Here is a 21,467-nt window from a genome sequence, read left to right as displayed (position 1 = left end):
CTCGTGTCAGTGCCCGTTGCCGCGCGGCGCGTTCGACGCCATGAGCTTGTCGGTGTAGGCAATGGCCATGGCCGAGAACAGAAAGGCGATGTGAATCACCGTCTGCGCAATCAACACGCGATCGGTGTAGTTGTCAGCGTTGATGAAGGTCTTCAGCAGGTGGATCGAGCTGATGCCGATGATGGCTGTGGCCAGCTTGACCTTGAGCACCGAGGCGTTCACGTGGCTCAGCCACTCGGGCTGGTCGCGGTGGCCTTCCAGGTCCATGCGGCTCACAAAGGTTTCGTAGCCTCCCACGATCACCATGATGAGCAGGTTGGAGATCATCACCACGTCGATCAGCGCCAGCACCACCAGCATGATCACCGTTTCGTTGAGCGTGCCCACCGGTGCGGTGGTCTTGTAGCCGATGCTGGTGATCAGCGCCTGCAGCGCGTCCTTGTTGCCGAAGGCGGCTTCGACAAGGTGCAGCAGTTCGACGAGGAAGTGCACCACGTACACCGCCTGCGCCACGATCAGGCCCAGGTACAGCGGAAGCTGGAGCCAGCGGCTGGCAAAAATCAGCTTGGGCAGCGGCCGAAGCGGGGAGCCGCGGGCTGGTACGGGAGGGTTCCGGGTATCGAAAGGGTCGGGAGCGGACATCGGGAGGAAGGTTGGGAGCGACCGGAGATTCTAGGGGTGCCCTCGTGTCGGGCCCGTGATAACCCTGCGAACTAATATCGGACCGTCAGTGACCCGTAAGTGGGTCCGCCGACATTACGGCCGCACCTACCCAGGAGACAAGAGAATGAGCAGCAGCGCATCGAAGAACATCGAATCCGTTCTGGTCGAGAACCGCGTGTTCCCGCCCGACACCCGTGCCACCCAAGGTGCCCGCATTGCCGGCATGGCCGCCTACGAGGCGCTGTGCAAGGAGGCCGAGCAGGACTTCGAAGGCTTCTGGACCCGCCAGGCGCAAGCCAACCTCAACTGGACCAAGCCGTTCACCCGCACGCTCGACGAGTCGAAGGCGCCGTTCTACGAATGGTTCGGCGATGGCGAGCTCAATGCCAGTGCCAATTGCCTCGACAAGCACATGGGCACGCCGGTCGAGAACAAGACGGCCATCGTCTTCGAGGCCGACGACGGCACCGTCACCAACGTCACCTACAAGGAACTGCTCGGCCGCGTGAGCCAGTTTGCCAATGCGCTCAAGGCCGCCGGCATCCAGAAGGGCGACCGCGTCATCATCTACATGCCGATGACGGTCGAAGGCGTGATCGCCATGCAGGCCTGCGCGCGCATCGGCGCCACGCACAGCGTGGTGTTCGGCGGCTTCTCGGCCAAGGCGCTGCAGGAGCGGATCATCGACGCCGGCGCCGTGGCTGTCATTACCGCCAACTACCAGCTGCGCGGCGGCAAGGAACTGCCGCTCAAGGCCATCGTCGACGACGGCATTGCAATGGGCGGCTGCGAGTCGATCAAGACGGTGTTCGTCTACGAGCGCACGCCCTCCGCGTGGAACCGCGTCGAAGGCCGGGACAAGACATTCGACGAGGCACTGAAGGGCCAGAGCACCGATTGCCCGCCGGTGGCGGTCAACGCCGAGCATCCACTTTTCATCCTCTACACCTCGGGCTCCACCGGCAAGCCCAAGGGCGTGCAGCACGCCACCGGCGGCTACCTGCTGTGGGCCAAGCTCACGATGGACTGGACCTTCGACATCAAGCCCGAAGACGTGTTCTGGTGCACGGCCGACATCGGCTGGATCACCGGCCACACCTATGTGGCCTACGGTCCGCTCGCGGCCGGCGCCACGCAGGTGGTGTTCGAGGGCATTCCCACGTTCCCGCACGCGGGCCGCTTCTGGCAGATGATCGAGAAGCACAAGGTGTCGGTGTTCTACACCGCGCCTACGGCCATCCGCTCGCTCATCAAGGCGGCCGAAGGCGACGAGAAGGTGCACCCGAAGAACTGGGACCTGACCAGCCTGCGCATCCTCGGCTCGGTGGGCGAGCCCATCAACCCCGAGGCATGGATGTGGTACCACCGCAATATCGGCGGCGAGCGTTGCCCCATCGTCGACACCTTCTGGCAGACCGAAACCGGCGGCCACGTGATCACGCCGCTGCCGGGGGCCACGCCGCTGGTGCCGGGCTCGTGCACCTTGCCGCTGCCGGGCATCATGGCCGCCATCGTCGACGAAACCGGCAAGGACCTGCCCAACGGCGCGGGCGGCATGCTGGTCATCAAGCGGCCCTGGCCCTCGATGATCCGCACCATCTGGAATGACCCCGAGCGCTTCAAGAAGAGCTACTTTCCCGAAGAGATGGGCGGCACCATTTACCTCGCGGGCGACGGTGCCGTGCGCAGCGCAGACCGCGGCTATTTCCGGATCACCGGGCGCATCGACGACGTGCTCAACGTGTCGGGCCACCGTCTCGGCACGATGGAAATCGAATCGGCACTCGTCTCCAAGACCGACCTCGTGGCAGAAGCCGCCGTGGTCGGCCGCCCCGACGACGTGACGGGCGAGGCCGTGTGCGCCTTCGTCGTGCTCAAGCGCAGCCGCCCGACCGGGGAGGAGGCCAAGCAGATCGCCAACGAGCTGCGCGCTTGGGTGGCCAAGGAAATCGGGCCCATCGCCAAGCCCAAGGACATCCGCTTCGGCGACAACCTGCCCAAGACGCGCAGCGGCAAGATCATGCGGCGCCTGCTGCGCAGCATCGCCAAGGGCGAGGCCATCACGCAGGACACCTCCACGCTCGAAAATCCTGCAATTCTGGAACAGTTGTCACAGACCAATTGATTCGGTCTGTAGGACATGGCCGTTAGTGGGAAGCAGGGGCCGTTGCGGCCCGCGGCCTGAGGTACAACCAGCGAAGTTGCCGTGCGCCGGGGCGCGCATGGCAGGTTTCGTTGTGTTCGACCTGTCCGAAGGAGGCCCCCATGGGTGTGAGATCTGCTTTCCTGTTTGCCATTCTGCTGCTGATCGCGGCCCTTGCCGCGCTCAACTGGGGCACGCTGTCTTCGCCCGTGCCGGTTTCGCTGGGGTTCATGACCGTTTCCGCGCCGCTGGGCTTGATGATGCTGGGGCTCACCGTGGCCCTGGGCGTGTTCTTCCTGGTCTACGTGCTCTACCTGCACAGTTCGGTGCTGCTGGACGCCAAGCGCCACAACAAGGAAATGCAGGTGCAGCGCGACCTTGCCGACAAGGCCGAGGCTTCGCGCTTTACCGAGCTGCGCAACTTCCTGGAAGCACAAGAGAACAAGCACATGGCGGAGAACGCCGAGCGCCATGCCGCATTGATTGCGAGGCTGGGGCAGGTCGAGAGCGTGATCCGTCAGCGCTCGGAGCAGTCGGACAACACCGTGGCTGCGCACATCGGCCAGCTCGAAGACCGCATCGAGCGCCGGCCGTTGCCCACGGACATCGATCCGCGGGTCTGATCAGCGCGTCGACAGCACCCAGGCAGCGAGCTTCTTTGCGTCGGCTTCGCTGACCTGGTTGTTGGCCGGCATCGGCACCGGCCCCCACACGCCCGAACCACCCTTGATGATCTTGGTTGCGAGCATGTCGGCGGCGCCGGCGTTGCCCTTGTACTTGGCGGCCACGTCCTTGAACGAGGGGCCGAGCACCTTGCGCTCCACCGCATGGCAGCTCATGCAGTTTTTCGAGGTGGCCAGCGCCAGGTCGGCAAAGGCAGGGGCGGCCAGGCCAAGGCCCAGGAGAGCGAACGACAGGAGTCTTTTCATGGGGCTTATTTCGTAATGGCTGGGTTACATTCGATCTAACGCGATTGTAGGTAGCGCCGTGTACCGGCGCCCGGAAGCGTTTCCAACAAAACCCGAGGGATTCGCGATGCTTTTTCTGTTGTTGGGCCTGCTGGGCATAGGCCTGAAATACTTCGAAGTGGGCATGGTCGCCGGCTGGAGCTGGTGGATCGTGCTGTCGCCGTTTGCGCTGGCCGTGGCGTGGTGGGCCTGGGCCGATTCGTCGGGCTATACCAAGCGCAAGGTCATCGAGCGCGAAGAGCGCCGCAAGCAGGCGCGCATCGACCGCCAGCGCAGCAACATGGGCCTGCCGCCCAACAACCGCCCGAAGCGCTGACACGCGGGCGCACGCGGCATCGTAAATTGCACGTGTTGCGGCCCACGCCATGGACGAGGAAACCATCCAGCAAGCGATGCTGGTTTTCGGGCTCTCGCTCCTGGTCGGGCCTGCCATCGGCGGATTGGCCGGATGGCTCAAGCGACGCTGTCGAGGTGCGCTACAGCATCGCCGACCCGGCGCAGGCGCTGGTCGCCGATTTCCAGAACATGTGGGGCCCCGTGTGGGGATTCGGCATGTTCGGGCTGTTCCCGACGATGTTCGGCCTGTTCTTCACCGGCATGGCCGTCAAGGAAGGCCGCCCCGCCAGCAAGCGGCCTGTGGAGCGCGCGGCCACACCGGCGCAGCAGCGCTGGCGCACGCGCGGCACCGTGCTGGCCAACCTTGTTTTCGTGGCCGGCTTCGCCGTGTGTTTTCTCTATCCGGGCGAGAGTTTGGGCAAGGCGCTCGGCGCCGGGTTCATGACCATCGGCGCCGGCGCGTTGCTGCACTTCGTGGTGCAGAGTTTCCCTCCGGCCATGGCGTTCGAATCCCGCAGCATCCTTGCGATCGTCGGCCTCGGGTTTCTGGCCTTCGGCTACGGCGCTTGGATGATGATGGCCTGAGGCTTTCTCAGAACTTGTCGAGCACCGCGCCCGAGCTGGCGCTCGAGGCATTGAATGCGAACTTGGCCTGCACGCCGCGCGTGTAGCGCGGAGCCGGCGGCTTCCAGCCTTCGCGGCGCTTGGCAAGCTCGGCTTCGGGCACGTTGAGTTCGAGCACCAGCTTGTGCGCATCAATGGTGATCGAGTCGCCTTCGTTCACGAACGCAATGGTGCCGCCGGCCGCCGCTTCGGGCGCCACGTGGCCGACCACCATGCCCCAGGTGCCGCCCGAGAAGCGGCCATCGGTGATCAGGCCCACGCTTTCGCCCAGGCCCGCGCCGATGAGCGCGCCCGTCGGCGCCAGCATTTCGGGCATGCCCGGGCCGCCCTTGGGGCCCAGGTAGCGCAGCACCATCACGTCGCCGGCCTTGATCTTGCCGTCGAGAATGGCCTTGAGCGCCGACTGCTCGTCGTCGAAGACGCGCGCAGGGCCGGTGATGACGGGGTTCTTCAGGCCGGTGATCTTGGCGACGGCGCCTTCGGGCGACAGGTTGCCCTTCAGGATGGCCAGGTGGCCTTCCTCGTACATCGGGTTGTTGATGGGGCGGATCACGTCCTGGTCGGCGCGCGGCACGTCGGGCACGTCCTTCAGCACCTCCGCAATCGTCTGGCCGCTGATGGTGATGCAGTCGCCGTGCAGCAGGCCCGCGTTCAGCAGCACCTTCATCACCTGCGGAATGCCGCCGGCCTGGTGGAGGTCGACCGCAAGATACTTGCCGCTCGGCTTCAGGTCGCAGATCACCGGCACCTTCTTGCGCATGCGCTCGAAGTCGTCGATGGTCCATTCGACCTCTGCCGCATGCGCAATCGCCAGGAAGTGCAGCACCGCGTTGGTCGAGCCGCCCGTGGCCATGATGACGGCCACTGCGTTCTCGATGGCCTTCTTGGTCACGATGTCGCGGGGCTTCAGGTCTTTCTTGATCGCCTCGATCAGCACCTTGGCCGATTCCTTGGCCGAGTTGGCCTTTTCGTCGTGCGGGTTGGCCATGGTCGACGAGTAGGGCAGCGAAATGCCCAGCGCCTCGAATGCGCTGGACATGGTGTTGGCCGTGTACATGCCGCCGCAGGAGCCGGTGCCCGGAATGGCGCGCTTCTCGATCTCCAGCAGGTCTTCGTCGCTCATGTTGCCGGCGGCGTTCTGGCCCACGGCTTCGAACACGCTCACGATGTTGAGGTCTTGCCCCTTGTACTTGCCCGGCAGGATGGTGCCGCCGTACACATAGATGGCCGGCACGTTGGCGCGCAGCATGCCCATGAGGCCGCCGGGCATGTTCTTGTCGCAGCCGCCGACCACCAGCACGCCGTCCATCCACTGGCCGCCCACGCAGGTCTCGATGCAGTCGGAGATGACCTCGCGGCTCACCAGCGAGTACTTCATGCCTTCGGTGCCCATGGCCATGCCGTCGGAAATGGTGGGGGTGCCGAACACCTGCGCGTTGCCGCCGGCTTCCTCGATGCCCGCAATGGCCGCGTCGGCCAGCTTCTGCAGGCCCGAGTTGCAGGGCGTGATGGTGCTGTGGCCGTTGGCCACGCCGACCATCGGCTTCTTGAAGTCGCTCTCTTCGTAGCCCATGGCGTAGAACATCGAGCGGTTGGGCGCGCGGCTCTTGCCTTCGACGATGTTCGCGCTGCGGCGATTGATCTGGATTGGCTTGGTGTCCATGGTCGGTGTCTCTTCTCGTGGGGAAATTCTCGGGGAGGGTCAAGTATCGGACTTCTCATTGATTCATTCCAATCCCTTTCTGTATGTGGATTGATATGCTCAGCATATGAAGGAAGCCTTGATCGACCTGCGTGCCTGGCGCCAGTTCGTGGCCGTGGCCGAAGAGCTGCATTTCGGCCGCGCCGCCGAGCGCCTGCACATGACCCAGCCGCCCGTCACGCAGGCCATTGCCCAGCTCGAGAAGACGCTGGGCGTGGCGCTGTTCGACCGGACGCGCCGGCGCGTGGCGCTCACGCCGGCCGGCGAAGCCTTGCTGCCCGACGTGCGCGAACTGCTGGCCCGCGCGCAGGCCCTGCCGGAGAGGGCCCGCGCCGCAGCGGCGGGGCAGGTGGGCCGGGTGCGCATTGCCTTTGTTTCGACCATCGGCTTCGAGAAGCTGCCGGCCTGGGTGCGCGAATTCCGCGTGCTGTGCCCCGAGGTGGCGCTGGAACTCGTCGAGGCCACCGGCGACGTACAGCTCGAAGCCTTTGCGCGCGGCCAGATCGACGCCGGCCTGATGCTCCATTCGCCGGGCGCCGCGCCGCCGGGGCTCGCGCGGCTGCCGGTGGAGCAGGAGCCGCTGGTGCTGGCCATGCCGGCGCAGCACGCGCTCGCGAGCGCAGCGCCCGTGCCGCTGGCACAGGTGCTGGCGGAACCGCTGGTGATCTTTCCGCGCCGCATCGTGCCTTCGCTGCACGACGCGATCCATGGTCTTTACCACTCGGCCGGGCGGACGCCCACCGTGGCGCAAGAGGCCATCCAGATGCAGACCATCGTCAACCTGGTTTCAGGCGGCATCGGCATGGCCTGGGTGCCGCAGAGCGTCATGCAGTTCAGGCGCGCCGGCGTGGTCTACCGCCAGGCCCAGGAGTTCAAAGGGCCGGGCCGCGCGCGGGTGGCGCTGCCCGCATGCGAAACCAGCCTGGTGTGGCCGGCGCATGCCGTGCATCCGGCGCTGGCGCGCTTCGTGGAGTTCGTTCGCGAGCGGACGCACAAACGTGGTTAGCCAGCCTTAACCAGCGGTTGACCACGCCGCCAAGGAACGCCACATGGCCGGGGCACAATCTGCGCCATGCTCATGTATCCGCAGATCAATCCCGTCGCCCTGCAGCTGGGGCCCGTCGCCATCCACTGGTACGGCCTGACCTACCTGGCCGCGTTCGCGCTTTTCTACTTTCTTGGCACGCGCCGCCTGCGGCATGAGCCGTATCGCTCGCTCGTCGGCACCGGCGCCTGGCAGCGCAAGGACATCGAGGACATTCTTTTTCTTGGCGTGATGGGCGTCATCGTGGGCGGGCGGCTCGGCTACTGCCTGTTCTACAAGCCCGAGTTCTATCTCGCGCATCCGCTCGAAATTCTTTACGTGTGGCAGGGCGGCATGAGCTTTCATGGCGGCCTGCTGGGCGTGATCGGCGCAATGATCTGGTTCGCGCGATCGCGCGCACGGCCGTTCTGGCAGGTGATGGACTTTGTTTCTCCCTGCGTGCCCACCGGCCTGGCGGCGGGCCGCGTGGGCAACTTCATCAATGGCGAACTCTGGGGCCGCTTCAGCAGTCCCGACCTGCCCTGGGGCATGGTGTTTCCGCAAAGCGGCTCAATGCTGCCGCGCCACCCTTCGCAGGTGTACCAGTTCCTGCTCGAGGGACTTCTGCTGTTCGTCATCATGTGGCTCTACGCGCGCAAGGAGCGTAAAGAAGGGCAGGTGGCCGCGGTGTTCCTCATCGGCTACGGCGTGCTGCGCTTCATTGCCGAATACTTCCGCGAGCCCGACGACTTTCTGGGCCTGCGTGCGCTGAACCTGAGCCAGGGGCAATGGCTCAGTGTGCCGATGGTGCTCTTCGGCATTGGCCTCTGGCTTTGGGCCGCAAGGCGCCCACGGCCCGCCACTGCCTGAGCGGCAAGCCCTCAGGGTAAGCCCGGGCTGCGCATTGGGCGCGCAGCCCTTGCGCTGCGCGGATTGCGGCCCCACAATTTTGCGTAATTACAGAAAATTACGATTCAAGCTCTCAGCCCGCCTTGTAGCTGTCCGCCTTCATGCGCCTTGTTCCCAATTCCCTGCACGACGAAGTCGCCGCCACGCTGCGCGAGCAGATCTTCGCGGGCGAGCTGGCGCCCGGCAGTTTCCTGGACGAAGCGGCACTGTGCGAAAGGCTGGCGATTTCCCGCACTCCCTTGCGCGAGGCACTGAAGGTGCTCACGGCCGAAGGCCTGCTGCGGCACGAGCCGCGGCGCGGCTGCTTCGTGCGCGAGGTGACGGAGCGCGATCTCGACGAGATATTTCCGGTCATTGCGCTGCTCGAAGGCCGCTGCGCCTACGAGGCCGCGCGCAATGCCAGCGACTCCGAGCTGCATGACCTCGATGGCTTGCATGAACGGCTGGTGCGCCACGCCAAGGCCAAGCGCATCAACGACTACTACGCCACCAACCACCTCATTCACGAGGCAATCATCCAGTTGGCCGACAACAAGTGGCTGGCGCAGGTGATCGGCGATCTGCGCAAGATTCTCAAGCTCGCACGGCTGCAGCAGTTGCATGCGCCGGGCCGTCTCGAGCAAAGCCTGTCTGAGCACCTCGCGGTTTTCGCGGCCCTCAAGGCGCGCGACAGCGAAGGCGCGGACGCCGCCATGCGCACGCACCTGACTCGCCAGCGAGAGGCATTGCGCGAGGTGGCGCGGCAGCAGAAATCAAGGGTGATGTCATGACCTGCACCAAGAACGGCATCTCCCCGTCCCACAGAATTGGAGTGTGTCGATGAGTGCGACCGAATGGTTCCAGGCGCGGCTGCGTTCTGGCGACAAGACCGGCAGCAAGGTGCCCGTGGCACCCGAGGGCGTCGCCCGCAGCGCGCCCAAGGCTGCCGCAAAGCCCAGCGCGCGCTCGACGGCCGAGCGCATGCAGGCCACCTTGCGCAAGGCCGACGAGGCCCTGTCGCCGCGTGCCTTGCGGCGCGTGCTCACGGCCTTGCAGTCGGTCATCGATCCGCGCGTGAGCGAGGTCGAGGGCGGCCGGAGGGCGCACGCCATCGCACTCGAATACGCGGCCGCCACGCCCGAAGAGCGCCGCGACTACTGGGCGCTGATGAGCGAGCATTTCGCGGCCGATCCGCAAAAGCTCAAGTCGGCGCGCGACCAGCACCAGGCGGCGGTCGGAACGCCCGACGAAGGCCAGGCCGAACTGCGGCTGCGGCGGGCGCTGGTGTCGCCCCGCATGCGGCTGCTGCAGCGCTTTGCAGTCGAGCCCGAGGGCATGCGCTTCCTGGTCGACCTGCGCGCCGAGCTGCTGCCTTTTCTCAAGTCCGACAAGCGGCTGATTGCGCTCGACGCCGAACTGGAGCACCTGTTCTCCACCTGGTTCGATGTCGCGTTTCTCGAGCTGCGCCGCATCGACTGGGATTCGCCGGCTTCGCTGATCGAGAAGCTGATCCGCTACGAGGCCGTGCACGACATCAAGAGCTGGACCGACGTGAAGAACCGGCTCGACGACAGCGACCGCCGGTGCTACGGTTTCTTCCATCCGCGGCTGCCCAACGAACCGCTGATCTTCGTCGAGGTGGCGCTGGTCGACCGCATCAGCGCCGGCATCATGCCGCTGCTCGACGAAACCGCCGTGCCCATCCAGCCGGCCAAGGCCACCACCGCAATCTTCTATTCGATCAGCAACACCCAGAACGGGCTGCGCGGCGTGAGCTTCGGCGATTCGCTCATCAAGCGCGTGGTCGAGACGCTGCAGGACGAGCTGCCGCGCCTGAAGACCTTTGCCACGCTCTCGCCGATTCCCGGTTTTCGCGCCTGGCTGGCCAAGAACGCCGCGGAGTTGCTGCCGCGCCTGGACGAAAAGCGCGAGGCCGAACTCGGCCGCCTCGTCGGTTCGCTGCCGCCCACCGCCGAGCGCCTGCTCGCGGCGGTGGACGGCGCGGCCACGCTCGACGCCAAGTCGCCGCTGCGCCAATGGCTTTTGCAGGCCGCCGCCGAATACCTGGGCCGCACGCTGATCGACGGCACGCCGGCCGATCCGGTGGCTCGCTTTCACCTGGGCAACGGTGCCCGGGTCGAGCGCCTCAACTGGGCCGGCGATCCGTCGCCCAAGGGGCAAAGGCAATCGTATGGCCTCATGGTCAATTACCTCTACGATCTCAAGCGGCTCGACAAGCATCGCGCATGGCTGGCCGAAGGCAAGGTGGCGGTTTCGGGAGATGTCGAAGGCCTGTTCTTCAAAAAAGGCTGAGAGTTCTGAAAGAAAGTCCGGCGCGCGAGGCGCCGGCGGCCGCATGCCGCGGCATTCCACAACGACAGGAGATGACAGATGACTCAGGGTTTTCAACGACGCGACGTGCTGCGCCTGGGCGCAGCCGGTGCAGCCGTTCTGTGCGGCGGTGCGCGTGCGCAGGGGGGTAATTGGCCAACGCGGCCGGTCAACATGATCGTGCCGTTCCCGGCCGGCGGCGGCACCGACGCCTTTGCGCGCCCGCTCTCGGCCCAGTTCTCCAAGGTGACCGGGCAAACGCTGGTGATCGACAACCGCGGCGGCGCCGGCGGCACCGTGGGCGCGAGCATTGCGGCCAAGGCCCAGCCCGACGGCTACACGCTCTTCATGGGCGCGGTTCACCACGCCATTGCACCGTCGATCTATCCCAAGCTCGACTACGACATCGAAAAGGATTTCGTACCCCTGATGCTGCTGGCCAACGTGCCGCAGGTGGTGGTGGTCAACCCCAAGCGCGTGACCGCAACCACGCTGCAGGAGTTCGTTGCCGCCGCCAAGCGCAACCCCGGCAAGCTCAACTACGGTTCGGCGGGTTCGGGCACCTCGCACCACCTGGCGGGCGAGCTGTTCAAGCTGCAGACCGGCACTTTCATCACCCACATTCCGTACCGCGGCGCGGGCCCGGCGCTGTCCGACCTGATTGCGGGCAACGTCGACCTGATGTTCGACGGCCTCGGCTCTTCCGCGCAGCACATCAAGGGCGGCCGCATCAAGGCGCTGATGGTGGCCGGCGCCAAGCGCAACCCGGCGTTCCCGGACGTGCCCTGCGCCGCCGAGGTCGGCCTGCCCGACTACACCGTGACCACCTGGTACGGCTTGTGGGCCCCCAAGGGCACGCCCGCCGACATGCAGGCACGCATCGTCGACGAGATGAAGAAGGCGCTGGCAACCGATGAGCTCAAGGCCATCTGGGCGCAGAACGGCTCGGAGATTCCGAGCCTCACCACGGCCTCGTACGGCGGCTTCGTCAATTCCGAGGTCAAGCGCTGGGCGTCGGTGGTGAAGGCCTCGGGCGCCAAGCTCGAGTAATGGGCGAGAGCACGGTCTCATTGCGCCGCGAGGGCCCGGTCGCGTTCGTCACCTTGTCGAACGCGGGGCGCCTCAATGCGATGACGCGCGCCATGTGGCGCGAACTGCGTGCGGTGTTCGAGGGCATCGGGCAAGCGGACGAGGCGGGGCTTCGGTGCGTGGTCATCCGCGGCGAGGGCGGTGCCTTCTGCGCGGGTGGCGACATTTCCGAGTACCCGTCGTTCCGTTTCGAAGAAAGCAGCTTGCGCGAATTCCACGAGAACGAAGTGTGGGCCGCGCTGCAGGCCATGCTCGATTGCCCGTTGCCCCTGGTCGCCCAGATCGAAGGCGCCTGCATGGGCGCCGGCATCGAGATAGCGAGCTGCTGCGACATCCGGCTCGCGGGCGCATCGGCGAAGTTCGGCGCTCCCATTGCCAAGCTGGGCTTCCCCATGGCGCCGCGAGAGGCCGCGCTGGTTCACGGCGCCATTGGCGACGTGCTCGCGCGCGACATGCTGCTGGCCGCGGGGGTGCACGGCGCACAGCGCCTGTACGACGCCGGCTTCTTGCTGCAAGTGCTGCCCGACGATGAAGTGGCTGCTGCCGCGCAAGCGCACGCCGCACGCATCGCCGCACTGGCACCGCAGGCCGCCCGGCTCCACAAGCGGACCTTCGCCATGCTGAAGGCGGGCGCGCAAACGACCGAGGCCCTGCTCGCAACCGCCTACGACTACGCCGACTCCGCCGAGCACCGCGAAGGCATTGCCGCCTTTCTTGCCAAGCGCAAACCGAATTTCTGAAGTACCTGCTCGATGAAGACGAAAGCCAACCCCAACCTGTTTGCCGCCTTGCGTGCGGCGTTTCCTGCCGACCTCGACGGCATTGCCGTTGAAACCGACAACGGCCTGTTCTATTCGTGGAGAGACCTCGAACGCGCGAGCGCAATGATCGCCAACCTGCTGGATGCGCTGGGCCTCGAAGAAGGCGCCCGCATCGCGGTGCAGGTCGAGAAGTCGGTCGAGGCGATGATGCTGTATCTCGCCACGCTGCGTGCCGGCTATGTGTTCCTGCCGCTCAACACCGCCTATCAAAGCGCCGAGATCGAATACTTCATCGGCAATGCAGAGCCCGCCGTGGTGGTGTGCACCAGCCGCAATGCCTCGTGGGTAGGCCCCATTGCCAATGCCGCGGGCACCCGGCACGTGTTCACGCTGGACGACGACCGCACCGGCACGCTGCTGGAGGTTGCCGCGCAGTGCAGTGACCGGCATGCGGTGGCGCACAAAAATACGGACGACCTGGCCGCCATTCTCTACACCAGCGGCACCACCGGCCGCAGCAAGGGCGCCATGCTCACGCACGGCAACCTGCTGTCGAATGCCGAGGTGCTCAAGGACTACTGGGGCTGGACGAAGGGCGACGTGCTGGTCCATGCGCTGCCCATCTTCCACGTGCACGGGCTCTTCGTTGCGCTGCACGGTGCGCTGCTCAACGGCAGCAAGATGATCTGGTTCTCGAAGTTCGACCCCAAGCGCGTGGTCGAAAAGCTGCCCGAAGCCACCGTGTTCATGGGCGTGCCCACGCTCTACGTGCGCCTGCTGGCCGAGCCGGGCCTCACGCGCGAGGCGGTGCGCAACATGCGGCTGTTCGTCGCGGGGTCGGCGCCGCTGCTTATCGAGACCTTCGACGAATGGCGCGAGCGCACCGGCCACACCATTCTCGAGCGCTACGGCATGAGCGAGACGGTGATGCTCACCTCCAACCCCTACAGCCCGGCGCAGGGCGAGCGCCGCGGCGGCACCGTCGGCTTTGCGCTGCCGGGCGTTCAGCTGCGCGTTTGCGACGACAGCGGCCGCGACTGCACCACCGACGAGATCGGCAACATCCAGGTCAGCGGCCCGAACGTGTTCGTCGGCTACTGGCGCATGCCCGAGAAGACGAAAGAAGAATTCACCGCCGACGGGTTCTTCAAGACGGGCGACGTCGGCAAGATCGACGGCCGCGGCTACATCACCATTGTCGGGCGCAGCAAGGACCTGATCATCAGCGGCGGCTACAACGTCTATCCCGCCGAGATCGAGGGCTACATCAACGAGTTGCCCGGCGTGGCCGAGAGCGCGGTGGTCGGCGTGCCGCACCCCGACTTCGGCGAGGTGGGCGTGGCCATCGTCATTCCCAAGCCGGGCGCCGCGCCGGACGCCGATGCCATCGTGGCGGCGCTCAAGTCGAAGCTCGCGAACTTCAAGATACCGAAGCGCTGCTTTGTGGTGAACGAGCTGCCGCGCAACACGATGGGCAAGGTACAGAAGGCGCTGCTGCGGGAGCAGCACAAGGGCCTGTTCGCCTAGGTTTTCGCGGCCTTCGGCGCTCTCGGTGCGAGGGCGGTGGTGCGCGGTTCATGAAAGATCATCGCGTCCACCACGCCGGGCGAAGGCCGGCGGAACTCCACCCCGTAGCCTTCGAGCGTGTCGACGTTGAAGCTGCGCCCATCGGCCGGAAGCAGCCGGTAGGTCGGCTGGCCCGGAATGGTCATGTTGAGTTCGCCCTCGGCGTCGAGCCTGATCTCGATGGTGCGGCCGCTGTGCAGGTAGTCGCCGGCGCACAGCCGGCGAAACGCCGGGTCCAGCACGTCGCCGGCCGCAACGCGGCGAAACACGATGTCGTCCACCATCTCCTCGAGAGGAAGCTCCACGCGATCGATGCGACCCTGGCGGTCGTAGCGGAAGGTGAGGGTCCGATTGCTGGGGTGCATCACGGTCGGCCGGTCGGGTGTGATGAACACGTCGTAGTGTCGATGCTCGAGCGGTTCCTCGAAGCCACGCCAGCGCCACGCGAGCCCGTCGGCAGTCTGCTCGATGTGGATTCGTCCGTACGCCGGATGCTCGTAGCCTCCCACATAGTCTTCCAGCGCGTGGCTCGGCCGGGTTCCGCTTCGGCGGACTTCCGCCTTGGCCTTCTTGTCGAGGGCCAGCTGTTCCAGGGCCTGTTTGCGCCGCGGCGCCAAGCGGCCGAACCAGTCGACCGGCACGCGGCCGCAAATGCGGTCGAGCACCGCGTAGGTGAGGATGGCGGTGGTGCTGCCCGGCGCCCGGTTGGTCAGCACCACCACGCCCGCGCGGCGTTCCGGCTGCATGGTCATGAGCGTGCTCCAGCCGGCCCAGGAGCCCGAATGCGCAATGGTGCGCTCGCCCCGGTACTGCTCGCAGAAAAGGCCGAGGCCGTAGTGCGAATCGCCGATCTCGGGGAATTCGGAGCGGCCCATGTGCACGCGCGGCGTGGTCATCTCGCGCAGCGCCTGGGCCGAAAGCAACTGGCGGCCATCCACCTTGCCGTCGAGCAGGAAGCGCGCCCATTTCGCCAGATCCGACACCGAGGCGTTGATGCCGCCCGCCGGCGTGGCGCGAATGGGCGAGAGCGGCGTGCGGTAACGCTCGTCGCCATCCATCGCATGGGGGCGGGCGGCGTCTTCGGCGACGCCAAGCGCCTCGATGGAAAAGCCGAAGTGCCTGAAGCCCAGGGGCTTCATCAAGCGTTCGGTGGTGAAGTCCTGGTAGCTCTGGCCGCTGATGCGCTCGGTGATCATTCCGGCAACCAGGTAGCCAAGGTTCGAATACTGGAAGGTGTCGCGCAGGTCCTTGTTCGGTGCAAGGTGCCTGAGTGCGGCCAGCATCTGGGCGTTGCTCAAGTCGCCGGGCATGTGGATCCAGTCGTGCCGCGGCAAGCCGCTGTGGTGGCACAGCAGGTCGCGCACCGTCAGCCGCTCGGTCGCCACCGGGTCGTGCAGGCGAAATTCCGGAAGCACCTCGCGCACCGGCCGGGACCATTCGAGCTTGCGCTCATCGACCAGCAAACCCAGCCCGGCCGCGGTGAACGACTTGGTGATGGAGCACAGCAGGAATTGCGTGTCCACCGTGACGGGCAGGCCCGTATCGGTGTCGCGCACGCCAAAGCCCTTGAGCACGGAAATCTCGCCGTCCTGGATCACGGCCAGGGCAAGCCCGGGTACTTTCCACTCCTGCATCGAGGCTTCGACGAGGCTGTCGAGTTCGCTCCACATGATCGGGTCCTTGCCTTTGCTTGCGCTTGAATAGGGCCGCGCATCCTAAAGCAAATGCCCGAAGTGCGGTTTTCTAGGCGGCGGCCAACCCATTCATGAGCCCGCTGCGGGCGTGGCAGTTGATGTACTCGTAGCTCTGTTCGTCCGCCTTGAGCACCGACACCTCGTGGTACACGCGCAGCTGCAGCTGGAAGTTCAGCGCCTGCACGTAGCGCATGAAGCTGCCGAAGATCGCAACGTGCGTGGGGTGCGACTCGGCCCAGCGCTCCATCTCGGCGAGCGACCGCCAGAAGCTCAGGCCGAACGATTTTTCGAGCGGCGTGCCCTTGGCGTCGAGATGGCGCATGTAGCGGTTGCTGTAGCAGCCGATGCCCAGTCCTTCGTCGCGCAAGAACTCCATGCCTTCGCGCAGGACCGGTTCCATCTCTTCCAGGTAGAGCGTGCGTTCGTGGCCGGCGGTGTCGGCCCACTCCTGACCGGAGCGGATCATCGCGATGTTCTCGTGGCCCGCGACGCGCACGCGCTGCCCCGGAGCCGGCGTGCCGGCCATTACGGCGCGTGTGCCAGAGGGTGCCATGGCATCGGTCTGCGAAAGCGGAATGCGGTCGCGCATCGAACCCCAGTAGCCGTGCTCCTGCAGTTCGCCGCTCACGCCGCCCATCACCACGCCCACGCCCTCGAGGCGGTCCGGCGTGTTGAACATGGTCTCGAAGTGCTCGACGCGCGGTGACACCATTTCGCGGAAGTAGCCGAGGCCGTCCGCCAACCGTTCTTCGGAGTGCCACCACGCATCCACCTCGGGCGCTGAGCACCAGCGTGCATGGGCGGCAGGATCGTCCCAGTACGCGATGGCGATCATGTTGTCGTAGCCGTCGGCATCGATGTGGTGTGCGAAGTCGTGGTGGCCCGGGCCGTCGGGCAGCGCGAAGGCGGCTGCGATCTTCATCAGCGCAGCGCAAGCTCGCCCTTGCATATCGGTGCCGCGCGATTGCACGCCGAAGTAGCCCATCACCACCTGCCCCACCGCGGCCGGCGCGCGCGCCGACCAGACGGGGTAGGGCGGCGCGTAGTCGTCTTCCACGCGGCGGTGGCGCGTGCGTGGGCACTTCAGGTGCTCTGCAATGGCTGATTCCATGGCGTGGCTCCTGCTGGCTCAGGCGGCCAACTGCTGGCGCGCCGCGGCGCCCGGCTCGGGCGTGGCGACGATGGCTTCGAAGGCGCCGCCTTCGACTTCGGGCGCACGCTGCAGCACCACCGGTTCGCGCCGCGTCTTGTTCAGCAGCAGCTGCGTGACGTCGGGCCGCGAGTAGTGGCCGCTCGGGTCGGCCGCGGCCTTGGCGAGCGCAATCATTCCAAGGTCGATGTCCGCAATCACCAGCCCTTCCTGGTCTTCGGCCAGGGGCGTACCGAGCGGCGAACCGTCGGGCGCGTAGATGCGCGCAAAGCCGCCGCCGACGCCCAGCAACTGCTGCTTGCCCGCATCGGTGCACAACAGTTCGCTCATCGCCTGTGAAACCGTGGCGCACGGCGCGACGACGAAGCATTGGCCCTCCGCTGCATACACCTGGCTGGCCGCATTGTTGAGCTCGGCGCCGAGCGCGAAAGCCGCGCCGCGGTAGAGCGAGAAGCTGGGCCAGGCGCCGCAGTGGATCTGCTCGTTCTGTGCGTACATCGCGTATTTGCTCAGCGGCTGCAGATGCTCCCAGCATGAGAGCGACCCGATGTTGCCGATGGCCGTGTCGGCCACGGCAAGGTCGGAGCCGTCGCCTTCGCCGAACACGGTGCGTTCCACGTGCGTGGGCTTGAGCTTGCGGCGCGTCTGCACGGTGTTGCCTTGGTCGTCGATCAGGGCCTGCGCAATGTAGAGGCTGCCCGCGGCCTTTTCGCTGTAGCCAAGGGACACCCAGATCCTTTGCTTGCGCGCGGCATCGCGAATGCGGTCGAACTCGCCCGAGCCGACGACCAGTGCGTTGTCGTGATAGCGCTGCACGAACTGCATGCCCCAGGCCGGCGAATCGAGCCAGATCCACCAGGGGTACCCCGGCACCCAGGTCTCGGGAAAGGCGATGAGCTTCACGCCCTGGCCGGCCGCCTGGGCCATGAGGTCGATGGTCTTGTCGATGGTGCCGTCGAGATCGAGGAACACGGGCGCGGCCTGCACGGCGGCAACGCGAAGCTTGGGATGACTGGTGGCGGGCATGGAGGGTCTCCAGGAGTGGGGGGTGAAACAACTTCGCACACCTCGCACCGGGTTTGCGCGGTGGCATGCGGGTTGCTTCAAGCGTAGATTCGCCGCCGCGAAACCCCTTGACCCGAACTTGCGGCGTTCTTGTTCCAGCGTTGCATGCCGGCTTTTCAAGAAATCCGAGGAACCCCGATGAACCAGTTGTTCAGCACCGATGCCGTTCCGCGCGACCAGCGGCTCGCCTACTGGACCGACATGATCTGCAATGTGTACGTGCAGCTCGGGTGCGATGCGGTGCGCAAGGACGATTCCGGCAATTTCGAAGGCAGCATCCGCCAGCACACGCTGCCGAGCCTCGATGTGTCGGTGGTCAAGTCGGGCCCGCAGAAGGTCATGCGCACGCCGGGGCACATCTCTCGGTCTGGCGACGACTATTTCCTGGTCAGCATCCAGGCGCGCGGCCAGGGCGTGGTGCGGCAGGATGGGCGCGACGCCGTGCTGGCGGCGGGCGACTTTGCGCTGTACGACAGCACCCGGCCCTACGAATTGCTGTTCGACCACGCGTTCGAGCAGATCGTGCTCAAGCTGCCTGGCGAACGCCTTCGCAGCGAACTGCACGACACCGAAGCACTGACGGCCACCACCGTGTCGGGACGCGAGGGTGCGGGGCACCTGCTGCTGGGCATGATCCGCACGCTGCGCGAAGACATCGACACTTTGCAGCCGGCGTCGGCACTCGCGGTGGCCAACGGGGTGCAGAGCATTCTGGTGGCAGGGCTCCAAACGCTGCCCGCGGCGCGCGCGCCGGGCCTCAGCAATCTCACGGCCTACCACCTGGCCCGCGTGAAGCGGCGCATCGACGAACAGCTGGCGGACCCGTCGCTGTCGGTAGGAAGCCTTGCGGCGGAGCTAGGCGTTTCAGCCAGCCACATTCACCGCATCTTCAAGAGCGAGCCGCTCACGCCTTCACAGTACATCTGGGAGCGCCGGCTCGAAGCGTGCAGCCGCGACCTGCTCGAGCCGCGGCTTGCCGGCCGGCCGGTCGCCGACATCGCCTATGGCCGCGGCTTCAATGACGCGGCGCACTTCAGCCGCGCATTCCGCGAACGCTTCGGCTGCTCGCCGCGCGAGTGGCGGCAGCAGCGCGTTCAATAACAACAAAAAGAGGGGTCGGCCTTCGCCGGGTTACTGCACCAGCAGCACCGAGGTGTCGGTCTCGGAAATGACCTTGGTGGCCACCGAGCCCATCAGCGCGCGGCCAAAAATGCCGTGGCCGTGGGTGCCCAGCACGATCAGCTGGGCATGCGCCGCAGTTGCCGACTTGAGGATTTCCTCGGCCGCATGGCCGTGGCGCTGGTCGACGGTGAAGTTGCTCACGTTGTTCTGCGCGAGCAAGGCCTTCACGGGGTCGAGCACCTTGGCGCTTTCTTCGGCGTAGTAGTCATCGACCACCTGTTTGCTCAGGTGGCGCGCCACATGGCCGTGGACGCCGGTGCACACATGCACGATGACCAGCTCATGCCCGTCCACGAACATGGCGCGGTTGGCGAGCAAGTAGTTGAGCGCCTTTTGCGTATAGGCGCTGCCGTCGACTGCGATGAGGATTTTCATGAGGCCGGTTATACGGCCCGCGCTTGCCTGCCGCAACGGGTCTCACCCAAGACCCAAGGGGCTTTCGCTCGAAGAACCGCGCAGTGTGCGAAGCTGCGCGATGGCTTGCTCAGCCCTGCAGCCCCTTCCAGAGCATGTAGGCGGCCAGCAGGTACAGGATGCTCGCGAACACGCGCTTGAGCTTTTTCACCGGCAGGTTGTGGGCGGCCTTGGCGCCGAGCGGAGCGGTGAGCACGCTGCACACCGCAATGACCGCGAGCGCAGGCAGCCAGATGTAGCCGAAGGCACCTTCAGGGAGGCCCTGCACCGACTGTCCGCTTACCGCATAGCCCAGCACGTTGGCCACCGCAATCGGAAAGCCGAGCGCGGCGCTGGTGGCTACCGCGTTGTGGATGGAGATGTTGCACCACGTCATGAACGGCACGCTGACGAAGCCGCCGCCCGCGCCCACCAGCCCCGAGATGAAGCCGATGGCGCCGCCCGCCGACAACTGGCCCACCGTGCCCGGCATCTGCCGCGTGGGCTTGGGCTTGCGGTCAAGAAACATCTGCGTGGCCGAGAAGCCCACGAACAGCGCAAACACGATGGCCAGCACCGTGCCCTTGAGCAGCGCGAACACGCCCAGGCTGCCCAGCAGGCTGCCGATGACAATGCCGGGCGCCAGGCGCCGCACGATGTCCCAGCGCACCGCGCCGCGCTTGTGATGCGCCCGCACGCTCGACACCGAAGTGAAGATGATCGTTGCCATCGAGGTGGCAATGGCCATCTTCACGGCCAAGTCGGAAGCCACTCCGCGGTGCCCCATGATGATGGTGATGAACGGCACCATGAGCATTCCGCCCCCAATGCCGAGCAAGCCCGCCAGAAAACCGGTGCCCAGGCCGAGTGCGGCCAATTCGGCGATCAGGAGGGGGTCGAGCAGGGAGTTCACGCAGCGGAGCCTTGAAAAAAAGCAACGGCCCCGTGCAGCGCTTGCCGGGGCCGTTTGAACGGAAAAAGGTGTCTGCAAGTGGGCGCCGAACCCGCATCCTGAACCAGGGTTCAGGTGGGCGAGGGCAGCAAGGCTTCGGGTTCATCTGACGCGAGATGATCACGCCCGCCAAGCGATGTACCAAGCCCGGCTCCGGAGAGCATTGGAACAAGGAAATATTAAGCCCGACGCGCACCGCAGACAGTTCGGATTTTACGCCTCGGACGAGCCGGGCGCTTCTCCTCAGAGTAAATGGTCATCGCCCGCAAGGGCTTGATCGAGTTTCTGAATGAGCTGGGCGGCCTTGGCGTCGTCCTCGCCGGCATCTGCGCCGGGCACCACGGTTGCCGGGGAGGCCGTCGGTGCAGGTGCGGCTGCCGCGGCCGCCTGCTGGGCGGCCAGGTCGAAGGCCAGGTTGAGCGAAGCAAGCACGGCAATGCGGTCGCGCGCCTTCACCTTGCCCGCATCGCGGATCTTGCACATGGCCGCGTCCACCCGGTCGACGGCCTCGCGCAGTTGGGCTTCGCCGCCCTCGGGGCAGCCGAGCAGATAGCTCTGGCCCATGATCTGAACTTCAATCTGCTTCATGCGGGGGAATCTTCGGAAGGTGGTTCGGCCGGCAGCCGCTCGAGCAGGGCGTCGAGACGGGTGCGGGCCGCGGCGAGCCGCGACTTCAGCGCATCGCGCTCGCGCGTGAGCGCTTCGACCTGCTCCTGCAGCAGCGCATTGGTGCGCTGCACCTCTTCATGACGCACGAGCAGGCGTTCCACACGCTCGGCGATCTGGTCGATGGGGCTGGAAGCGGGCATGGTTGGCGATTGTAGTTTCCCAGGGAGGCGGTCCCCCGTGGCGCCGAACGCCGCGTAGGACCGGGACGGATTCTGCGGCCTGCACCTTGCTCTTTCCAAACTTTCCGATGCGATGCGGACAACAGTC

General features: G+C 66.0%; 22 protein-coding genes. 12 read left to right on the top strand and 10 right to left on the bottom strand.

Features of this window, described 5'->3' with window-relative positions; genetic code table 11:
• Positions 1-6: 6 nt before the first annotated feature.
• Positions 7-642, bottom strand: coding sequence for a YqhA family protein (locus V9K97_RS22420; RefSeq protein WP_258506833.1), 636 nt, complete (start codon positions 640-642; stop codon positions 7-9).
• 145 nt (positions 643-787) lie between these two features.
• Between V9K97_RS22420 and acs the strand changes: the two genes are divergently transcribed.
• A complete protein-coding gene (gene acs, locus V9K97_RS22415) occupies positions 788-2,788 on the top strand; it encodes an acetate--CoA ligase (RefSeq protein ID WP_258506831.1) in 2,001 nt (666 codons plus the stop codon).
• A gap of 140 nt (positions 2,789-2,928) precedes the next feature.
• Entirely contained in the window at positions 2,929-3,429 is a 501-nt protein-coding gene (locus V9K97_RS22410; protein ID WP_126749686.1) for a LapA family protein, read from the top strand.
• Here the strand turns inward: V9K97_RS22410 and V9K97_RS22405 are convergent, their stop codons facing one another.
• Positions 3,430-3,735 carry a c-type cytochrome gene (locus V9K97_RS22405; RefSeq protein WP_337320812.1) on the bottom strand — a complete coding sequence of 102 codons (306 nt, stop codon included), beginning with the start codon at positions 3,733-3,735 and terminating at the stop codon, positions 3,430-3,432.
• A gap of 106 nt (positions 3,736-3,841) precedes the next feature.
• Between V9K97_RS22405 and V9K97_RS22400 the strand changes: the two genes are divergently transcribed.
• Both V9K97_RS22400 and V9K97_RS22395 read left to right on the top strand, forming a co-directional pair.
• Positions 3,842-4,090, top strand: a complete 249-nt coding sequence (locus V9K97_RS22400) for a TIGR04438 family Trp-rich protein (protein WP_126749684.1) — start codon at positions 3,842-3,844, stop codon at positions 4,088-4,090.
• Positions 4,091-4,245: 155 nt separating this feature from the next.
• Positions 4,246-4,695: a hypothetical protein gene (locus V9K97_RS22395; RefSeq protein ID WP_337320810.1), complete on the top strand. Its 450-nt coding sequence runs from the start codon at positions 4,246-4,248 to the stop codon at positions 4,693-4,695.
• 7 nt (positions 4,696-4,702) lie between these two features.
• Here V9K97_RS22395 and ilvD read toward each other — a convergent pair whose 3' ends face one another.
• Positions 4,703-6,397: a dihydroxy-acid dehydratase gene (gene ilvD, locus V9K97_RS22390; protein ID WP_258506827.1), complete on the bottom strand. Its 1,695-nt coding sequence runs from the start codon at positions 6,395-6,397 to the stop codon at positions 4,703-4,705.
• Between the two features lie 106 nt (positions 6,398-6,503).
• Between ilvD and V9K97_RS22385 the strand changes: the two genes are divergently transcribed.
• The 7 genes from V9K97_RS22385 to V9K97_RS22355 all read left to right on the top strand — a co-directional run bounded on the left by V9K97_RS22385 (position 6,504) and on the right by V9K97_RS22355 (position 14,056).
• The gene (locus V9K97_RS22385) at positions 6,504-7,442 is read left to right on the top strand and encodes a LysR family transcriptional regulator (protein WP_337320808.1); all 939 of its coding nucleotides are present in this window, start codon (positions 6,504-6,506) and stop codon (positions 7,440-7,442) included.
• Positions 7,443-7,508: 66 nt separating this feature from the next.
• Entirely contained in the window at positions 7,509-8,330 is an 822-nt protein-coding gene (gene lgt / locus V9K97_RS22380) for a prolipoprotein diacylglyceryl transferase (protein ID WP_337297674.1), read from the top strand.
• A 140-nt stretch (positions 8,331-8,470) separates the two neighbouring features.
• Entirely contained in the window at positions 8,471-9,139 is a 669-nt protein-coding gene (locus V9K97_RS22375; RefSeq protein ID WP_258506825.1) for a GntR family transcriptional regulator, read from the top strand.
• A gap of 49 nt (positions 9,140-9,188) precedes the next feature.
• Positions 9,189-10,661 carry a malonyl-CoA decarboxylase gene (locus V9K97_RS22370; protein WP_337297673.1) on the top strand — a complete coding sequence of 491 codons (1,473 nt, stop codon included), beginning with the start codon at positions 9,189-9,191 and terminating at the stop codon, positions 10,659-10,661.
• A gap of 78 nt (positions 10,662-10,739) precedes the next feature.
• Positions 10,740-11,729 (top strand): Bug family tripartite tricarboxylate transporter substrate binding protein, encoded by a 990-nt coding sequence (locus V9K97_RS22365; protein WP_337297672.1) that lies wholly within the window; start codon positions 10,740-10,742, stop codon positions 11,727-11,729.
• A complete protein-coding gene (locus V9K97_RS22360; RefSeq protein ID WP_337320806.1) occupies positions 11,729-12,508 on the top strand; it encodes an enoyl-CoA hydratase/isomerase family protein in 780 nt (259 codons plus the stop codon). Before V9K97_RS22365 ends, V9K97_RS22360 begins: the two co-directional genes overlap by 1 nt.
• A 12-nt stretch (positions 12,509-12,520) precedes the next feature.
• Positions 12,521-14,056, top strand: a complete 1,536-nt coding sequence (locus V9K97_RS22355; protein WP_337320804.1) for a malonate--CoA ligase — start codon at positions 12,521-12,523, stop codon at positions 14,054-14,056.
• Here the strand turns inward: V9K97_RS22355 and V9K97_RS22350 are convergent.
• The 3 genes from V9K97_RS22350 to V9K97_RS22340 all read right to left on the bottom strand — a co-directional run bounded on the left by V9K97_RS22350 (position 14,053) and on the right by V9K97_RS22340 (position 17,965).
• A complete protein-coding gene (locus V9K97_RS22350; protein WP_337320802.1) occupies positions 14,053-15,765 on the bottom strand; it encodes a serine hydrolase in 1,713 nt (570 codons plus the stop codon). The two genes, V9K97_RS22355 and V9K97_RS22350, sit on opposite strands and share 4 nt — an antisense overlap.
• A gap of 73 nt (positions 15,766-15,838) precedes the next feature.
• Entirely contained in the window at positions 15,839-16,900 is a 1,062-nt protein-coding gene (locus V9K97_RS22345) for a phenylacetaldoxime dehydratase family protein (protein WP_337320800.1), read from the bottom strand.
• Positions 16,901-16,918: 18 nt separating this feature from the next.
• Positions 16,919-17,965 (bottom strand): carbon-nitrogen hydrolase family protein, encoded by a 1,047-nt coding sequence (locus tag V9K97_RS22340; RefSeq protein ID WP_337320798.1) that lies wholly within the window; start codon positions 17,963-17,965, stop codon positions 16,919-16,921.
• Between the two features lie 177 nt (positions 17,966-18,142).
• Between V9K97_RS22340 and V9K97_RS22335 the strand changes: the two genes are divergently transcribed.
• Positions 18,143-19,105, top strand: a complete 963-nt coding sequence (locus V9K97_RS22335; RefSeq protein ID WP_258506810.1) for a helix-turn-helix domain-containing protein — start codon at positions 18,143-18,145, stop codon at positions 19,103-19,105.
• 30 nt (positions 19,106-19,135) lie between these two features.
• Here V9K97_RS22335 and V9K97_RS22330 read toward each other — a convergent pair whose 3' ends face one another.
• The 4 genes from V9K97_RS22330 to V9K97_RS22315 form a co-directional block, all read right to left on the bottom strand.
• Entirely contained in the window at positions 19,136-19,561 is a 426-nt protein-coding gene (locus tag V9K97_RS22330; RefSeq protein WP_126749671.1) for a universal stress protein, read from the bottom strand.
• A gap of 109 nt (positions 19,562-19,670) precedes the next feature.
• A complete protein-coding gene (locus V9K97_RS22325; protein ID WP_258506808.1) occupies positions 19,671-20,492 on the bottom strand; it encodes a sulfite exporter TauE/SafE family protein in 822 nt (273 codons plus the stop codon).
• 282 nt (positions 20,493-20,774) lie between these two features.
• Positions 20,775-21,119 (bottom strand): cell division protein ZapA, encoded by a 345-nt coding sequence (locus tag V9K97_RS22320; RefSeq protein WP_337320797.1) that lies wholly within the window; start codon positions 21,117-21,119, stop codon positions 20,775-20,777.
• Complete coding sequence (locus V9K97_RS22315) at positions 21,116-21,340, bottom strand: DUF904 domain-containing protein (RefSeq protein WP_093023459.1); 225 nt, start codon at positions 21,338-21,340, stop codon at positions 21,116-21,118. The genes V9K97_RS22320 and V9K97_RS22315 overlap by 4 nt, the downstream gene beginning before the upstream one ends.
• Between the last annotated feature and the right edge of the window lie 127 nt (positions 21,341-21,467).

Source organism: Variovorax sp. CCNWLW186, from assembly GCF_037203865.1.
Classification (GTDB): domain Bacteria; phylum Pseudomonadota; class Gammaproteobacteria; order Burkholderiales; family Burkholderiaceae_C; genus Variovorax.
The sequence above is the reverse complement of the archived record's forward strand: the minus strand, read 5'-3'. Positions and strand labels throughout refer to the sequence as shown.

Excerpts from the sequence above, each read along its gene's own strand:
- V9K97_RS22420 (WP_258506833.1), bottom strand. The coding sequence starts at position 642 with ATGTCCGCTCCCGACCCTTTCGATACCCGGAACCCTCCCGTACCAGCC.
- acs (WP_258506831.1), top strand. The coding sequence starts at position 788 with ATGAGCAGCAGCGCATCGAAGAACATCGAATCCGTTCTGGTCGAGAAC.
- V9K97_RS22410 (WP_126749686.1), top strand. The coding sequence starts at position 2,929 with ATGGGTGTGAGATCTGCTTTCCTGTTTGCCATTCTGCTGCTGATCGCG.
- V9K97_RS22405 (WP_337320812.1), bottom strand. The coding sequence starts at position 3,735 with ATGAAAAGACTCCTGTCGTTCGCTCTCCTGGGCCTTGGCCTGGCCGCC.
- V9K97_RS22400 (WP_126749684.1), top strand. The coding sequence starts at position 3,842 with ATGCTTTTTCTGTTGTTGGGCCTGCTGGGCATAGGCCTGAAATACTTC.
- ilvD (WP_258506827.1), bottom strand. The coding sequence starts at position 6,397 with ATGGACACCAAGCCAATCCAGATCAATCGCCGCAGCGCGAACATCGTC.
- V9K97_RS22385 (WP_337320808.1), top strand. The coding sequence starts at position 6,504 with ATGAAGGAAGCCTTGATCGACCTGCGTGCCTGGCGCCAGTTCGTGGCC.
- lgt (WP_337297674.1), top strand. The coding sequence starts at position 7,509 with ATGCTCATGTATCCGCAGATCAATCCCGTCGCCCTGCAGCTGGGGCCC.
- V9K97_RS22375 (WP_258506825.1), top strand. The coding sequence starts at position 8,471 with ATGCGCCTTGTTCCCAATTCCCTGCACGACGAAGTCGCCGCCACGCTG.
- V9K97_RS22370 (WP_337297673.1), top strand. The coding sequence starts at position 9,189 with ATGAGTGCGACCGAATGGTTCCAGGCGCGGCTGCGTTCTGGCGACAAG.
- V9K97_RS22365 (WP_337297672.1), top strand. The coding sequence starts at position 10,740 with ATGACTCAGGGTTTTCAACGACGCGACGTGCTGCGCCTGGGCGCAGCC.
- V9K97_RS22360 (WP_337320806.1), top strand. The coding sequence starts at position 11,729 with ATGGGCGAGAGCACGGTCTCATTGCGCCGCGAGGGCCCGGTCGCGTTC.
- V9K97_RS22355 (WP_337320804.1), top strand. The coding sequence starts at position 12,521 with ATGAAGACGAAAGCCAACCCCAACCTGTTTGCCGCCTTGCGTGCGGCG.
- V9K97_RS22350 (WP_337320802.1), bottom strand. The coding sequence starts at position 15,765 with ATGTGGAGCGAACTCGACAGCCTCGTCGAAGCCTCGATGCAGGAGTGG.
- V9K97_RS22345 (WP_337320800.1), bottom strand. The coding sequence starts at position 16,900 with ATGGAATCAGCCATTGCAGAGCACCTGAAGTGCCCACGCACGCGCCAC.
- V9K97_RS22340 (WP_337320798.1), bottom strand. The coding sequence starts at position 17,965 with ATGCCCGCCACCAGTCATCCCAAGCTTCGCGTTGCCGCCGTGCAGGCC.
- V9K97_RS22335 (WP_258506810.1), top strand. The coding sequence starts at position 18,143 with ATGAACCAGTTGTTCAGCACCGATGCCGTTCCGCGCGACCAGCGGCTC.
- V9K97_RS22330 (WP_126749671.1), bottom strand. The coding sequence starts at position 19,561 with ATGAAAATCCTCATCGCAGTCGACGGCAGCGCCTATACGCAAAAGGCG.
- V9K97_RS22320 (WP_337320797.1), bottom strand. The coding sequence starts at position 21,119 with ATGAAGCAGATTGAAGTTCAGATCATGGGCCAGAGCTATCTGCTCGGC.
- V9K97_RS22315 (WP_093023459.1), bottom strand. The coding sequence starts at position 21,340 with ATGCCCGCTTCCAGCCCCATCGACCAGATCGCCGAGCGTGTGGAACGC.